Origin of the sequence: Rhodanobacter denitrificans, from assembly GCF_003335105.1 — a bacterium.
Taxonomy (GTDB): domain Bacteria; phylum Pseudomonadota; class Gammaproteobacteria; order Xanthomonadales; family Rhodanobacteraceae; genus Rhodanobacter; species Rhodanobacter denitrificans_A.
Map to the genome: position 1 here is coordinate 207284 of NZ_QFWQ01000005.1, position 14949 is coordinate 222232.

At 65.1% G+C, this 14949-nt stretch carries 13 protein-coding genes and 1 tRNA gene; all 14 read left to right on the forward strand.

What is annotated here, in order from left to right; translation table 11 throughout:
* The first annotated feature begins 25 nt into the window (after nt 1-25).
* The 14 genes from DEO45_RS08300 to rimP all read left to right on the forward strand — a co-directional run bounded on the left by DEO45_RS08300 (nt 26) and on the right by rimP (nt 14711).
* Nucleotides 26-760, forward strand: coding sequence for an NADH-quinone oxidoreductase subunit C (locus DEO45_RS08300; RefSeq protein ID WP_114342909.1), 735 nt, complete (start codon nt 26-28; stop codon nt 758-760).
* A 2-nt stretch (nt 761-762) separates the two neighbouring features.
* Nucleotides 763-2016, forward strand: a complete 1254-nt coding sequence (locus DEO45_RS08305; protein ID WP_114342443.1) for an NADH-quinone oxidoreductase subunit D — start codon at nt 763-765, stop codon at nt 2014-2016.
* A 21-nt stretch (nt 2017-2037) separates the two neighbouring features.
* Nucleotides 2038-2607 carry an NADH-quinone oxidoreductase subunit NuoE gene (gene nuoE, locus DEO45_RS08310; RefSeq protein ID WP_114342446.1) on the forward strand — a complete coding sequence of 190 codons (570 nt, stop codon included), beginning with the start codon at nt 2038-2040 and terminating at the stop codon, nt 2605-2607.
* Nucleotides 2607-3917 (forward strand): NADH-quinone oxidoreductase subunit NuoF, encoded by a 1311-nt coding sequence (gene nuoF / locus DEO45_RS08315; RefSeq protein ID WP_114342448.1) that lies wholly within the window; start codon nt 2607-2609, stop codon nt 3915-3917. The genes nuoE and nuoF overlap by 1 nt, the downstream gene beginning before the upstream one ends.
* Nucleotides 3914-6241, forward strand: a complete 2328-nt coding sequence (nuoG, locus tag DEO45_RS08320; RefSeq protein WP_114342450.1) for an NADH-quinone oxidoreductase subunit NuoG — start codon at nt 3914-3916, stop codon at nt 6239-6241. The genes nuoF and nuoG overlap by 4 nt, the downstream gene beginning before the upstream one ends.
* Before the next feature lie 5 nt (nt 6242-6246).
* Nucleotides 6247-7275 carry an NADH-quinone oxidoreductase subunit NuoH gene (gene nuoH / locus DEO45_RS08325; RefSeq protein ID WP_114342452.1) on the forward strand — a complete coding sequence of 343 codons (1029 nt, stop codon included), beginning with the start codon at nt 6247-6249 and terminating at the stop codon, nt 7273-7275.
* A gap of 3 nt (nt 7276-7278) precedes the next feature.
* Nucleotides 7279-7770 (forward strand): NADH-quinone oxidoreductase subunit NuoI, encoded by a 492-nt coding sequence (nuoI, locus tag DEO45_RS08330; protein WP_114342454.1) that lies wholly within the window; start codon nt 7279-7281, stop codon nt 7768-7770.
* An 8-nt stretch (nt 7771-7778) separates the two neighbouring features.
* On the forward strand, nt 7779-8426 hold the full coding sequence (locus DEO45_RS08335; RefSeq protein WP_114342456.1) for an NADH-quinone oxidoreductase subunit J: 648 nt from the start codon (nt 7779-7781) through the stop codon (nt 8424-8426).
* A complete protein-coding gene (gene nuoK, locus DEO45_RS08340) occupies nt 8423-8728 on the forward strand; it encodes an NADH-quinone oxidoreductase subunit NuoK (RefSeq protein WP_068091045.1) in 306 nt (101 codons plus the stop codon). The genes DEO45_RS08335 and nuoK overlap by 4 nt, the downstream gene beginning before the upstream one ends.
* A gap of 4 nt (nt 8729-8732) precedes the next feature.
* Entirely contained in the window at nt 8733-10826 is a 2094-nt protein-coding gene (nuoL, locus tag DEO45_RS08345; protein ID WP_114342459.1) for an NADH-quinone oxidoreductase subunit L, read from the forward strand.
* 14 nt (nt 10827-10840) lie between these two features.
* The gene (locus DEO45_RS08350; protein ID WP_114342461.1) at nt 10841-12349 is read left to right on the forward strand and encodes an NADH-quinone oxidoreductase subunit M; all 1509 of its coding nucleotides are present in this window, start codon (nt 10841-10843) and stop codon (nt 12347-12349) included.
* A gap of 12 nt (nt 12350-12361) precedes the next feature.
* The gene (nuoN, locus tag DEO45_RS08355; protein WP_114342464.1) at nt 12362-13816 is read left to right on the forward strand and encodes an NADH-quinone oxidoreductase subunit NuoN; all 1455 of its coding nucleotides are present in this window, start codon (nt 12362-12364) and stop codon (nt 13814-13816) included.
* A gap of 78 nt (nt 13817-13894) precedes the next feature.
* Nucleotides 13895-13971: transfer RNA gene (locus DEO45_RS08360), tRNA-Met, on the forward strand.
* Nucleotides 13972-14168: 197 nt separating this feature from the next.
* The gene (rimP, locus tag DEO45_RS08365; protein ID WP_189339703.1) at nt 14169-14711 is read left to right on the forward strand and encodes a ribosome maturation factor RimP; all 543 of its coding nucleotides are present in this window, start codon (nt 14169-14171) and stop codon (nt 14709-14711) included.
* The last annotated feature ends 238 nt before the right edge of the window (nt 14712-14949 follow it).

Sequence of the window (14949 nt, forward strand, 5' to 3'; positions counted from 1 at the left end):
TGGCACGTTTCCGAAGGCGCAGTCCATGACCAACACCCCAAAGACCTCGCTGGCCGAGCAGCTCGCCGCGCGATTCGGCGATACGCTGGCCATCACCACCGTGCGCAACGAGACCGTCGCCGAACTGGCCGCCGCCGACCTGCTCGCGGTGGCCACCGCGTTGCGCGACGAGCCGGCGTTCCGCTTCAGCGAGCTGATCGACCTGTGCGGCATCGACTACCTCGGCTATGGCCAGGTCGAGTGGGATACCGAAACGATTTCCGGCACCGGTTTCTCGCGCGGCGTGGAAGGCGAGGCACAGGGGCGTTTCGACTGGGCCGGACGTCCGCGCGGCAACGGCGGGAACGAGCCGCGCCGGTTCGCCGCGGTGATCCAGCTGCTCTCGATCGAACACAACCGCCGCCTGCGCCTGCGCGTGTTCTGCGAAGACGACAGCCTGCCGCTGGTGCCGTCGCTGACCCTGGTGTGGCCGGGCGTGAACTGGTTCGAGCGCGAGGCGTTCGACCTGTACGGCATCATCTTCGATGGCCACCCCGACCTGCGCCGCATCCTCACCGACTACGGTTTCGTCGGCCATCCGTTCCGCAAGGACTTCCCGCTGGTCGGCAACGTCGAGGTGCGCTACGACCCCGTGCAGCAGCGGGTGATCTACGAGCCGGTGTCGATCGAGCCGCGCGTGCTGGTACCGCGCACCATCCGTGACGATGCCGACCTGATGCAGGCCCGGGCCGAATCCGCCGACAACTGGCGGGAGAATTGAGCATGCAGGAAATCCGCAACTACACGATGAACTTCGGCCCGCAGCACCCGGCCGCGCATGGCGTGCTGCGCCTGATCATGGAGATGGACGGCGAGACCATCGTCCGCGTCGATCCGCACGTGGGCCTGCTCCATCGCGGTACCGAGAAGCTGGCCGAGTCCAAGCCGTTCAACCAGTCGATCGGCTACATGGACCGGCTCGACTACGTGTCGATGATGTGCAACGAGCACGCCTACGTGCGCGCGATCGAGACCCTGCTGGGGATCGAGGCGCCGGAGCGGGCGCAGTACATCCGCACCATGTTCGACGAGATCACCCGCATCCTGAACCACCTGATGTGGATCGGCTCGAACGCGCTCGACCTGGGTGCGATGGCGGTGATCCTGTACGCGTTCCGCGAACGCGAGGAACTGATGGACGTCTACGAGGCGGTGTCGGGCGCGCGCATGCACGCCACGTACTACCGTCCGGGCGGCGTCTACCGCGACCTGCCCGAACAGATGTCGAAGTACCGCGAGTCGCCGTGGCACAAGGGCGCCGACCTCAAGCGCATCAACAGCTGGCGCGAAGGCTCGATGCTCGACTTCCTGGATGCGTTCACCGCCGACTTCCCGTCGAAGGTGGACGAGTACGAGGAGCTGCTCACCACCAACCGCATCTGGAAGCAGCGCACCGTCGGCATCGGCGTGGTCAGCCCGGAGCTGGCCCAGCAGTGGGGCATGACCGGCGCGATGCTGCGTGGTTCGGGCGTCGAGTGGGACCTGCGCAAGAAGCAGCCCTACGCGAAGTACGCCGAGATGGATTTCGACATCCCGGTGGGCGTCAACGGCGACTGCTACGACCGCTACCTGGTGCGCGTGGAAGAGATGCGCCAGTCCAACCGCATCATCCGGCAGTGCGTGGAGTGGCTGCGCGCCAACCCGGGCCCGGTGATGGTGAAGAACTTCAAGGTGGCGCCGCCGTCGCGGGTCGAGATGAAGCAGGACATGGAAGCGCTCATCCACCACTTCAAGCTGTTCACCGAAGGCTACTGCGTGCCGGCCGGAGAAACCTATTGCGCGGTCGAGGCGCCCAAGGGCGAGTTCGGCTGCTACCTGGTTTCCGACGGCGCCAACAAGCCGTTCCGCGTGCACCTGCGCGCGCCGGGCTTTGCCCACCTGTCATCCATGGACACCATCGTGCGCGGCCACATGCTCGCCGACGTGGTGGCCATGATCGGTACCTACGACCTCGTGTTCGGCGAAGTGGACCGCTGAGCCGGCACGACGGAGAAACGCATGAAAGCCACCGGACATTACGAGCAGGTCAGGAACGTCGACCCCCTCGTCGTACTCACCGAGCACACCCGCCAGCACATCGATGCATGGGTCGCCAAGTTTCCGCCGGACCGCAAGCGTTCGGCGCTGATCCAGGCGCTGTTCGGCGCCCAGGAACAGAACCAGGGCTTCCTCACCGACGAGCTGATCGCCGCGGTCGCGAAGTACCTGGACCTGCCGGCGATCTGGGCCTACGAGGTGGCCAGCTTCTATTCAATGCTGGAGACCAAGCCGGTCGGCCGCAACAACGTGGCGATCTGCACCAACATCTCGTGCTGGCTCAACGGCGCCGACGGCCTGGTGCGCCACTGCGAGAAGAAGCTGGGCATCAAGCTGGGCGAGAGCACGCCGGATGGGCGCGTCTACCTGAAGAAGGAAGAGGAGTGCATCGCGGCCTGCGTGTATGCGCCGGCGATGACGGTGAACGGCCATTACCACGAACACCTGACCATCGAGAAACTCGATGCGATCCTTGACGGCCTGAGCATCGACGGCCCTGCACACGCCCACGACGCCGAGGGGAAGCACTGATGGCCGTCGGACCCGCGCCCCAGGACCACCAGGTCGTATACACGACGCTGCATTTCGACACGCCGTGGTCGATGGAAAGCTACGAGAAGGTCGACGGCTACAAGGCATGGAGGAAGATCCTCGCCGAGAAGCCCGATCCGGCGTCGCTGGTCGAGGAAATCAAGAAGAGCAGCCTGCGCGGTCGTGGCGGCGCGGGCTTCCCCACCGGCCTGAAGTGGTCCTTCATGCCGAAGGGCGACATGCAGAAATACATCCTGTGCAACTCGGACGAATCCGAGCCGGGCACGGCGAAAGACCGCGACATCCTGCGCTACAACCCGCACGCGGTGATCGAAGGCCTGGCGATCGCGTGCTACTGCACCGGCTCCACCGTGGCCTACAACTACCTGCGCGGCGAATTCCATCATGAGCCGTACGAGCACTTCGAGGCGGCGTTGAAGGAAGCCTACGCGGCCGGCCTGCTCGGCAGGAACCTGCAAGGCACCGGGCTGGACGTGGACATCTATGCGGCGCTGGGCGCCGGCGCCTACATCTGCGGCGAGGAAACCGCGCTGATGGAATCGCTGGAAGGCAAGAAGGGCTGGCCACGCTTCAAACCGCCGTTCCCGGCCAACTTCGGCCTGTACGGCAAGCCGACCACGATCAACAACACCGAGACCTATGCTTCGGTGCCGGCGATCCTGCGCAACGGCGCCGACTGGTTCCTCAACCTGGGCAAGCCGAACAACGGAGGCCCGAAGATCTTCTCGGTGTCCGGCCATGTCAACCGTCCCGGCAACTACGAGATCCGCCTGGGCACGTCGTTCGCCGAGCTGCTGGAGATGGCCGGCGGGGTGCGCAACGGGCACAAGATCAAGGCGGTGATCCCGGGCGGCTCCTCGATGCCGGTGCTGCCGGGCGAGACGATGATGGGCCTCACCATGGATTACGACGCGATCCAGAAGGCCGGTTCGGGTCTCGGCTCGGGCGCGGTGATCGTGATGGACGAGACCACCTGCATGGTGCGGGCGTGCGAGCGCATCAGCCAGTTCTACCACATGGAATCCTGCGGCCAGTGCACGCCGTGCCGCGAAGGCACCGGCTGGATGCATCGCGTGCTGACGCGCATCGTCGCCGGCAAGGGCACTGCCGACGACCTGCATCGCCTGAAGACGGTGGCGGGCCAGATCGAGGGCCACACCATCTGCGCATTCGGCGAGGCGGCAGCGTGGCCGGTACAGGGTTTCCTGCGCCACTACTGGCACGAATTCGAATACTACGTCGAGCATGGTCGCTCGATGGTCGATGACAAGTTTGGAGCCGCCGCATGAGCGCGCAGCCGACCCAGAACACCGCGCCGAACCTCGTCAACATCGAGGTCGACGGCAAGCCGATCCAGGTACCCAAGGGCTCGATGATCATCGAAGCCACCGACCGGGCCGGCGTCCCGATTCCGCGATTCTGCTATCACCGCAAGCTGCCGATCGCAGCGAGCTGCCGGCAGTGCCTGGTCGAGGTGGAGATGGGCGGCCGCCCGATGCCGAAGCCGCAACCGGCCTGTGCCACGCCAGTGGCCGAAGGCATGAAGGTACTGACCCGTTCGGACAAGGCGCTGCACGCGCAGCGCAACGTGATGGAATTCCTGCTGATCAACCATCCGCTGGACTGTCCGATCTGCGACCAGGGCGGCGAGTGCGAACTGCAGGACATGGCGCTGGGCTACGGTCGCAGCGTGTCGCGCTTCACCGAGCGCAAGCGCACCGTCGCCGACGAGAACATCGGCCCGCTGGTCGCCACCGAGATGACGCGTTGCATCCATTGCACGCGCTGCGTCCGTTTCATCAGCGAGATCGCCGGCACCTACGAGCTGGGCGACATGGATCGCGGCGACCGGCATGTAATCGGCACGTATATCGGCAAGAACATCGAGAGCGAGCTCTCGGGCAACATCATCGACGTCTGTCCGGTCGGGGCGCTCACCGACAAGCCGTTCCAGTTCAAGGCGCGCGCGTGGGAACTGGTCGCCAAGCCGTCGATCGGCTATCACGACGCGCTGGGTTCCAACTTGTGGCTGCACACCCGCCGTGGCGAGGTGCTGCGCACGGTGCCGCGCGACAACGAGGCCGTCAACGAGTGCTGGTTGTCCGACCGCGATCGCTACAGCCATCAGGGCATGTACGCCGCCGACCGCATCGGCGCGCCGGAGGTGAAGCGCAACGGCCAGTGGCAGGCGACCACCTGGGAAGACGCGCTGCAGGTCGCGGGCGACGCGCTGAAGAAGGCGCCGGGCAGCGAGCTGGGCATCCTGCTGCACCCGGCCACCTCGAACGAGGAGGGCGACCTGCTGATGCGGCTGGCCCGCGGTCTGGGCAGCGCACACGTCGATCATCGTCTGCGCCAGCTCGACTTTGCCGACAACGCCGTGGCGCGGCCGTTCGCGCTGCCAGTGGCGGAGATCGAGCAGATCCGGACTGCCTTGCTGATCGGTTCCGACCTGCGTCATGAAATGCCGCTGCTGAACCACCGCCTGCACCAGGCGACCAAGAAGGGCGCGAAGGTTTACGCGGTCAACCCGGCGCGCTTCGATTTCAACCACAAGCTGGCTGGCGAGTCGATCGTGGCGCCGCAGGCGCTGGTCGACGCACTGCTGGCGCTGGCCAGCGCCGCCGTGGCCGTTGGCGTGACCGCACCGGCGGCACTGGCCGAGGCGATCGCGTCGGCACAGAGCGACCAGGGCGACCGCGACACGATCGCCGCACTGAAGTCGGGCAAGGCTGTGGTGATCCTCGGCGAGGCCGCGGTGACCCACCCGCAGGCATCATGGCTGCGTGCGATTGCCCGGTTCATCGCCGATGCCACGGGCGCCGGCTACGACGAACTGCCGGTCGGCGCGAATGCCGTCGGCCTGGCGCGGCTCGGCGTGGTGCCGGGCAACGGCGGGTTGGATGCGCAGGCGATGCTGGCGCAGCCGCGCAAGAGCTACCTGCTGTACGGTGTCGAGCCGCCGCACGATTTTGCCGATGGCGGCGCGGCCTTGAAAGCGCTGCGTGGCGCGGATCAGGTGGTGGCGTTCAGCGCCTATTCCAGTGCCGCGCTTCGCGAGGTGGCTGACGTGATCCTGCCGATTGCACTCTTGCCGGAGATCGACGCGACCCTGGTCAACGTCGATGGACTGGCCCAGGGCGTGGGGGCCGGCGCGAAGGCGCCGGGCGAGGCCCGGCAGGGCTGGAAGGTGTTGCGTGCGCTGGGTGGCGCCCTGCAACTGACCGGCTTCGAGTTCGACGATCTCGCTGGTCTGCGCGACGGCATCACCGAACGTGCCGCCGCGCCGCGCAGTGGCCTGGCCATACGCACGGCCGTCACCGGTCTGACGCGCCTGGCCACCTGGCCGATCTACCGCAGCGACGCGGTATTGCGCCGCGCGACGGCGTTGAATGCGCACCCGTTGAACCGTGCGCCCGCGGTGCGCCTGAATGCCGCGGAAGCCGGCCGGCATGGCCTCGCCGTCGGCGACCGGGTGCGTGCCGCCGACGCGCTGCTGCCGCTGGTGATCGATGCCGCCGTGCCCGATGGCGCGGTGTGGATCGAGGCGGCCCAGGACCTCATCGTCACGCTGCCGCCCTACGGCGCGGCCATCACCTTGGGCAAGGCATAAGCATCATGGCTGATCAACTCATCAACCAGCTCGTGTGGCCGATCATCTACATCCTGTGCATCGTGCTGCCACTGGTGCTGGCGGTGGCGATGTTCGTCTACTGGGAGCGCAAGGTTCTCGGCTGGATGCACGTGCGCATGGGGCCGAACAAGGTCGGCCCGTTCGGCCTGCTGCAGGCCTTTGCCGACGTGGTCAAGCTGCTGATCAAGGAAGTGATCCTGCCGACCAAGGCGAACCGCTTCCTGTACTACATGGCGCCGATGATCGCGCTGGTTCCCGCGCTGGCGGTATGGGCGGTGGTTCCATTCAGCAGCACGATGGTGCTGTCCAACGCCAACGCCGGCGTGTTGTACCTGCTGGCGATGACCTCGATGGGCGTGTACGGCATCATCATCGCCGGCTGGGCGTCCAACTCGCGCTATGCGCTGCTCGGCGCGATGCGTTCGGCGGCGCAGGTGATTTCCTACGAACTGGCGATGGGCCTGTGCCTGGTCTGCGTGCTGGTGCTGGCCGGCTCGCTGAACCTCAGTGCGATCGTCAACGCGCAGGCCGGCAACAAGGGCATCTTCGACTGGTTCTGGCTGCCGCTGCTGCCGGTGTTCGTGGTGTACTTCATCTCCGGTGTGGCCGAGACCAACCGCGCGCCGTTCGACGTGGCCGAGGGCGAGTCGGAGATCGTCGCCGGCTTCCACGTGGAATATTCCGGCTCGGCATTCGCGCTGTTCTTCCTGGCCGAATACGCCAACATGATTCTCGTCAGCTTCCTTGCAGCGGTGCTGTTCATGGGCGGCTGGCTGTCGCCGTTCCCGGTCTCGTGGGGCTTCATCGGCCATGGCGGCTTCCCCTGGCTGCTGATCAAGGCGTTCCTGTTCTCCTTCATGTTCCTGTGGTTCCGCGCCACCTTCCCGCGCTATCGCTATGACCAGATCATGCGGCTGGGCTGGAAGGTGTTCATTCCCATCGCCATCGCGTGGGTCTTCGTGGCCGGTTGCCTGAAGTACTGGGGCCTGGTCAGCATCGGCACGGGGGCATAAGCCATGAGTCGCGTTACCGGTTATTTCAAGAGTCTGCTGCTGGTCGAGCTGGTCCAGGGCATGGGCGTGACCCTGCGCTACCTGTTCAAGCCGAAGTACACGATGCGCTACCCGATGGAGCACATCCCCAAGTCGAACCGCTTCCGCGGCCTGCACGCACTGCGCCGTTACGCGAATGGCGAGGAGCGCTGCATCGCCTGCAAGCTGTGCGAGGCGGTGTGCCCCGCGCTGGCGATCACCATCGACTCGGCGCCGCGCGAGAGCGACGGCCAGCGCCGCACTACCCGCTACGAGATCGACCTGTTCAAGTGCATCTATTGCGGCTTCTGCGAGGAGAGCTGCCCGGTCGATTCGATCGTCGAGACGTCGATCCACGAGTATCACTTCGAGAATCGCGGCGAGAACGTGGTGGACAAGCAGAAACTGCTCGCCATCGGTGACCGCTTCGAACAGCAGATCGCCGCCGACCGCGCGCAAGACGCGGCGTACCGCTGAGGCCAACGATGAATCCCCAACTGTTGCAACTCATCTGTTTCTACGCCTTCGGTTTCGTCACCGTCGCCGCGGCATTGTCGGTGATCACGCTGAAGAACAGCGTGCACGCGGTGCTGGCGCTGGTGCTCACATTCTTCAGTGCGGCCTGCCTGTGGCTACTGCTCGAGGCCGAGTTCCTGGCCTTGGCGCTGATCGTGGTCTACGTGGGCGCGGTGATGGTGCTGTTCCTGTTCGTGGTGATGATGCTCGACATCGACCAGGAGAAGCTGCGCGAGGGCTTCGTGAAATTCCTGCCGGTAGGCTTGATCGTGGCCGCGGTGATGCTGGTGGAGATGCTCGGCCTGATCGGCGTGCGCGCGATGCAGACAAAGATAATGGGTGCCGACCCTGCGCTGGCCGCGGGCATGACCAACAATACCGAATGGCTTGGTCATGCGCTGTACACGAAGTTCCTGCTGCCGTTCGAGATCGCCGCGCTGATCCTCACCGTGGGCATCGTGGCGGCCGTGGCGCTGACCCTGCGCGAGCGCCGTGACGCGCGCCACGAATCGGCCAGCCAGCAGGTCAAGGTCAATCCGCGCGACCGGGTGCGCATCGTGAAGATGGCCCCCGTCCGCCCCGACGAATCGACCGCATCACAGGAGCCGCAGCCATGATCTCGCTCGCGCACTACATCGTGCTCGGCGCGGTGCTGTTCTGCATCGCCGTCGCCGGCATGTTCATCAACCGCAAGAACGTGATCGTGCTGCTGATGTCGATCGAGCTGATGCTGCTCGCCGTGAACATGAACTTCGTGGCGTTCTCGCGTTTCCTCGGGGATGTGGCGGGGCAGGTGTTCGTGTTCTTCATCCTTACCGTGGCCGCGGCGGAAGCCGCCATCGGCCTGGCGATCCTGGTGCTGCTGTTCCGTACGCGCAGCACGATCAATATCGCCGACATCGACAGCATGAAGGGCTGATCACATGGGTCTTTCCACTTCCATCCTGCTGACGATCGCACTGGCGCCGCTGGTGGGCTGCGTGCTGGCCGGTTTCCTGGGCAAGTTCCTGGGTCGTGCCGGTTCGCATACCGTCACCATCCTCGGCGTGGCGGTGTCGTGCGCGCTGTCGTTCTACGTGTTGTACCAGCTCACCGTGGGCGGCGCGCCCGAATACAACCAGAACATCTACACCTGGTTCCAGATCGGCCCGTTCAACGCCAGCGTCGGCTTCATGGTGGACCGCCTGACCGCGCTGATGCTGGTGGTGGTGAGCTTCGTGTCGCTGCTGGTGCACGTCTACACCATCGGCTACATGGCCGACGACGACGGCTACACCCGCTTCTTCAGCTACATCTCGCTGTTCACCTTCTCGATGTTCATGCTGGTGATGAGCAACAACTTCATGCAGCTGTTCTTCGGCTGGGAAGCGGTGGGTCTGGTGTCGTACCTGCTGATCGGCTTCTGGTACAAGCGGCCGACCGCGATCTTCGCCAACCTCAAGGCGTTCCTGGTCAACCGCGTGGGCGACTTCGGCTTCCTGCTCGGCATCGCGGCGGTGCTGTATTTCCTCGGCACGCTGGACTACGCCACCGCGTTCGCCGCGGCCCCCGGCCTGGCCGGCAAGACCCTGCAGATCACCGCGCACACGCAGTGGGACGCGGCCACGGTGATCTGCATCTGCCTGTTCGTCGGCGCGATGGGCAAGTCGGCGCAGGTGCCGCTGCACGTGTGGCTGCCCGACTCGATGGAGGGCCCGACCCCGATCTCCGCGCTGATCCATGCGGCGACGATGGTCACCGCCGGCATCTTCATGGTGGCGCGCATGTCGCCGCTGTTCGAGATGTCGTCGACCGCGCTGAGCTTCGTGCTGGTGATCGGCGCCACCACCGCGCTGTTCACCGGCCTGATTGGCATCGTCCAGAATGACATCAAGCGGGTGATCGCGTACTCCACGCTGTCGCAGCTGGGCTACATGACGGTGGCGCTGGGCGTGTCGATGTACTCGGGCGCGGTGTTCCACCTGATGACCCATGCGTTCTTCAAGGCACTGCTGTTCCTCGGTGCCGGCTCGGTGATCATCGCGATGCATCACGAGCAGGACATGCGCTACATGGGCGGCCTGCGCAAGTACATGCCGATTACCTGGATCACCATGTGGATCGGTTCGCTGGCGCTGGTGGCGGTGCCGTTCACCTCCGGCTTCTATTCGAAGGATGCGATCATCGAGGCGGTCGGCCTCTCGCACCGCTGGGGCGCGCACTATGCCTACTTCTGCGTGATGGCCGGTGCGCTGGTGACGGGGCTGTACACGTTCCGCCAGATGTACCTCACGTTCCACGGCAAGGAGCGCTTCACCGTGGTGGCTGCCCATGGTGACGAGCACGAGCCGGCGCCCAGCGATCTCGTCTACGACGTGCATGTTTCGGCCGATTCGCACGAGGACGAGCACCACAGCGGCGGCCAGCCCGGCGTGCTGCATCATCCGCCGAAGGAGTCGCCATGGGTGGTGACGCTGCCGCTGGTGCTGCTGGCGATCCCGTCGCTGCTGGTGGGCTTCTTCACGGTCGGTCCCACCTTGTTCGGCAACTGGTTCCGTGGCGCGATCCATGTGGACGAGGCGAACAACGTGCTGGCCGAGCTGGGCCACGAATTCCACGGCGCGGCGGCGATGGCGCTGCATGGGTTCACCCAGCTGCCTTTCCTGCTGGTGCTCGTCGCCTTCGTGACCACCACCTACATCTACCTTTTCAACCCGGCGCTGGCGGACCGGATCAAGTCCGCGCTGAAGCCGCTGTGGACGGTGCTCGATCGCAAGTACTGGGTCGACGACGTGTACTTCGCGGTGTTTGCCCGCGGCGGCGTGCTGCTTGGCCGCGGGTTCTGGAAGGCCAGCGAGACGGCGCTGATCGACGGCGCGATGGTCAACGGCTCGGTGAGCCTGGTGCACCGTATCGCCGCCACGATGCGCCGCCTGCAGTCGGGCTACCTCTATCACTACGCCTTCGCGATGATCCTCGGCCTGATCCTGCTGCTTGGCGGGTATTGGCTGGTCGGATCCGGGCTGACCGGGCAATAAGGGAAACGGGATCCATGTTCAATCACTTGCTCAGCCTGCTGATCTGGCTACCCGTCGTCGGAGCCATCCCGGTGCTGCTTGCCGGCTCGGCCCGGCCCAACCTGGCGCGTTGGCTGTCGCTGCTGGTGGCGGTGCTGACCTTCGTGGTCAGCCTGTTCCTGCTGGTGCAGTACAACCCTGGCGGCGCCGCGATGCAGCTGGTCGAGAGCCACCTGTGGATTGCCTCCTGGGGCGTCCACTACGGCCTGGCGGTCGACGGCATCTCGGTGGCGCTGATCGTGATGACCACCTTCGTCGGCATCCTGGTGATCGCCGGCGCGTGGGAGGTCATCCAGGACAAGCCGCACCAGTACATGGCCGCGATGCTTATCCTCGAGGGCCTGCTGATCGGCGTGTTCTGCGCCACCGACGCGCTGCTGTTCTATGCGCTGTTCGAGGCCATCCTGATCCCGATGTTCATCCTGATCGGCATCTGGGGCGGCCCGCGCCGCGTGTACGCGACGCTGAAGTTCTTCATCTACACGTTCTTCGGCTCGGTCTTCATGCTGATCGCGCTGCTTTACCTGTACCAGAAGGCGCATACGTTCGACCTGGCCACGCTGGCCGCGCTGCCGCTGACGTTCACCGAGCAGGCCTGGATCTTCTTCGCGTTCCTGATCGCCTTCGCGATCAAGGTGCCGATGGTGCCGGTGCACACCTGGCTGCCGGACGCCCACGTCGAGGCGCCGACCGGCGGTTCGGTGGTGCTGGCGGCGGTGATGCTGAAGGTCGGCACCTACGGCATGCTGCGTTTCATCCTGCCGATCGTGCCCGATGCCGGTGCGCATTTCGCCTGGCTGGTGATCGTGCTCAGCCTGGTCGCGATCGTCTACATCGGTTACGTCGCGCTGGTGCAGGAGGACATGAAGAAGCTGGTGGCGTACTCGTCCGTGGCGCACATGGGCTTCGTCACGCTGGGCATCTTCATCGCCTTCATGCTGGTGCGCGATCAAGGCCACACCGACATGGCGATGCTCGGCATGCAGGGCGCGATGATCCAGATGATCTCGCACGGCTTCGTCTCCGGCGCGATGTTCACCTGCATCGGCGTGATGTACGACCGCCTGCACACGCGCCTGATCAAGGATTACGGCGGCGTGATCAATGCGATGCCGTGGTTCGGCTTCTTCTACGTGCTGTTCGCGATGGCCAACTGCGGCCTGCCGGGCACCAGCGGTTTCGTGGGCGAGTTCATGGTGATCCTGGCCAGCTTCACCGCCAATCCGTGGATCGCGCTGTTCGCCGCGTTCACCCTGGTCATCGGCGCGGGCTACACGCTGTGGCTGGTCAAGCGCGTGCTGTGGGGCGCGATCACCAACCCGCACGTGGCGGAGATGAAGGAGATCAACGGACGCGAGACATTCGTGCTGGCCGCCTTCGCCGCCGCCGTGCTGGCGCTGGGCATCTGGCCGCAGCCGCTGGTCCACCTGATGGACAGCTCGGTGTCGCAACTGGTGCAGCAGCTGGCCATTCACAAGATCTGATCGGGACCCGACATGCCGACTTTCAATGACATCCTGATCCTGCTGCCGGAGTTCTACCTGGTGGCGGCGGCGTGCCTGCTGCTGCTGCTGGACGCCTTCATGAAGCCCGCGCAGCGGCCGCTGCTGCACTGGATCTCGATCGCCGTGCTGCTGGTGGCGATCTACCTGGTGGTCGCCGGGCAGCCGCCGCAGGCAGTCACCGCGTTCGGCGGCATGTTCGTACGCGACGACGTGGCCGAGATCCTCAAGGTGTTCGCGCTGGGCACCACCGCGATGGTATTCGTCTACGCCCGTCCGTACCTGACCGACCGCAAGCTGGTCAGCGGCGAGTTCTACACGCTGATGATCTTCGCGGTGCTCGGCATCATGCTGCTGGTCTCGGCAGGCAACCTGGTCACCGTCTACCTGGGACTGGAGCTGCTGTCGCTGTCGTCGTACGCGCTGGTGGCGCTGAACCGCGACGCGAAGCTGCCGCCGGAAGCGGCGATCAAGTACTTCGTGCTGGGCGCGCTGGCCTCGGGCATGCTGCTGTATGGCATGTCGATGGTCTACGGCGCTTCCGGCATGGGCGGCACGCCGACGCTGGACCTGGCGCAACTGCACAACGTGATGAGCTACACCACGGCGCCGACCCTGTTGCTGTTCGGCCTGGTCTTCATGGTCGTGGGCATCGGCTTCAAGCTGGGTGCCGCGCCATTCCACATGTGGATTCCCGACGTCTACCAGGGCGCGCCGACCCCGGTCACCACCTTCATCGCCTCGGGTTCGAAGCTGGCCGCGTTCGGCATGGCCTATCGCCTGCTCGACGCCGGCATGGGCGACCTGTCGCAGCATTGGCATCTGATGCTGGCGGTGCTCGCCGTGATTTCGCTGGCGATCGGCAACCTGGTCGCGATCGTGCAGACCAACCTCAAGCGCATGCTGGCGTACTCGACCATCTCGCACATGGGCTACCTGCTGCTGGGCCTTGCCGCCGCCGGCCCGGAAGGCTATGCCGCGGCGATGTTCTACGCGATCTGCTACGCACTGATGGGCGTGGCCGCGTTCGGCGTGATGCTGGCGCTGACCCGGGCCGGTTTCGAATGCGAGGAAATCGCCGACCTGAAGGGACTGAACCAGAAGTCGCCGTGGATGGCGTTCCTGATGCTGCTGGCGATGTTCTCGCTGGCCGGCGTGCCGCCGCTGTTCGGTTTCTGGGCCAAGGTGCTGGTGCTGGAGGCGGCGATCCACGCGAACATGCTGTGGCTCGCGATCGTCGGCATCGTGTTCGCCATCATCGGCTTGTACTACTACCTGTACGTGGTCAAGGTGATGTACTTCGACAAGCCGGTGGAAGGTGGCGCACTGCAGGCGCAGCCGGACCAGCCGTTGCGCGTGGTGCTGTCGCTCAATGCGTTGTCGCTGCTGGCGCTGGGTCTGTACTGGGGCCCGCTGCTGGCGTGGTGCCGGCACGCATTCGGCTTGTGAATGCCTGCGGGGTGACGAATGCGAGGGATTCGAGGCTTGCAAGAAATCGGCCACCCCGGTAAACTCTTCGGACTCTGATGCGGGGTGGAGCAGTCTGGCAGCTCGTCGGGCTCATAACCCGAAGGTCGCAGGTTCGAATCCTGCCCCCGCTACCAGATCTTTCTTGATGCAAGAAAGCCTCCTCGTGAGGCTTTTTTGTTGGGCGCAAGGACGCGTCGTGCGGGGCCGCCTCGGGCAGCACCTGCATCGGAAGGAGCTGCATGGAGTGGGACATCGGCGAGATAGGGAAATGGGCCGTTGGAGCCCATTTTTTGTTTCTGCGGTTCTCACAGGTGATCTGGGAAGGCTACCCATGGATACACAGGCACTGGCGCAACGTTTCAGCGGGGTCCTGGCCGATCTGGGCCTGGAATGCCTCGGCGTGGAGTTCACCCCGTCGCACGGGCAGAGTACCCTGCGCGTTTATCTGGACTTGCTGGACAAGGAAGCGGGCGACGGCGAGCGCCGCGAGGTCGGTATCGAGGATTGTGAGACCGCCAGCCGCGAGCTGTCGGCCCTGCTCGACGTGGAAGACCCGGTTCCTGGCCATTACGTGCTGGAGGTTTCCTCGCCGGGCCTGGATCGGCCGCTGTTCACCGCTGCGCAGTTTGCGCGGGCTGGTGGGCAGGAAGTGAAAGTGCTGCTGAGGGCGCCGCTGGAGGGCCGTCGTCGCCTGCGCGGCAAGCTGGTTTCGGTGGAAGGCGAGCGCATCGTGCTGGAAGCCGAAGGCAAGACATTCGAATTCGACCATGCGCTGGTGGAAAGCGCGCGCGTGGTGCCGGACTGGGTGGCGCTCGGTTATGCGCCGCAGCCCAAGCCCGGCGGCAAGGCGCCCGCCAAGAAGAAGGTTGATTGAGGCTTTGTTGAAGAGCGCAGCCATGGAAGACTGCCTCATGATCTTCGCGTTCAAGGACGAACACACAAGTATTGAACAGTGCAGCCATGGAAGGCTGCTTCGTGATCTTCGCGCTCAAGGACGAACCTACAAGCTATTGAACAGTGCGGCCATGGATGGCTGCCTCTTGATCCCGGCGTTCAGGGATGAACGCAAAAGTTACCGATCGGACGCCGCAGGGCGTTTATGGAGCTGCTGC

Excerpts from the sequence above, each read along its gene's own strand:
- DEO45_RS08300 (WP_114342909.1), top strand. The coding sequence starts at position 26 with ATGACCAACACCCCAAAGACCTCGCTGGCCGAGCAGCTCGCCGCGCGA.
- DEO45_RS08305 (WP_114342443.1), top strand. The coding sequence starts at position 763 with ATGCAGGAAATCCGCAACTACACGATGAACTTCGGCCCGCAGCACCCG.
- nuoE (WP_114342446.1), top strand. The coding sequence starts at position 2,038 with ATGAAAGCCACCGGACATTACGAGCAGGTCAGGAACGTCGACCCCCTC.
- nuoF (WP_114342448.1), top strand. The coding sequence starts at position 2,607 with ATGGCCGTCGGACCCGCGCCCCAGGACCACCAGGTCGTATACACGACG.
- nuoG (WP_114342450.1), top strand. The coding sequence starts at position 3,914 with ATGAGCGCGCAGCCGACCCAGAACACCGCGCCGAACCTCGTCAACATC.
- nuoH (WP_114342452.1), top strand. The coding sequence starts at position 6,247 with ATGGCTGATCAACTCATCAACCAGCTCGTGTGGCCGATCATCTACATC.
- nuoI (WP_114342454.1), top strand. The coding sequence starts at position 7,279 with ATGAGTCGCGTTACCGGTTATTTCAAGAGTCTGCTGCTGGTCGAGCTG.
- DEO45_RS08335 (WP_114342456.1), top strand. The coding sequence starts at position 7,779 with ATGAATCCCCAACTGTTGCAACTCATCTGTTTCTACGCCTTCGGTTTC.
- nuoK (WP_068091045.1), top strand. The coding sequence starts at position 8,423 with ATGATCTCGCTCGCGCACTACATCGTGCTCGGCGCGGTGCTGTTCTGC.
- nuoL (WP_114342459.1), top strand. The coding sequence starts at position 8,733 with ATGGGTCTTTCCACTTCCATCCTGCTGACGATCGCACTGGCGCCGCTG.
- DEO45_RS08350 (WP_114342461.1), top strand. The coding sequence starts at position 10,841 with ATGTTCAATCACTTGCTCAGCCTGCTGATCTGGCTACCCGTCGTCGGA.
- nuoN (WP_114342464.1), top strand. The coding sequence starts at position 12,362 with ATGCCGACTTTCAATGACATCCTGATCCTGCTGCCGGAGTTCTACCTG.
- rimP (WP_189339703.1), top strand. The coding sequence starts at position 14,169 with ATGGATACACAGGCACTGGCGCAACGTTTCAGCGGGGTCCTGGCCGAT.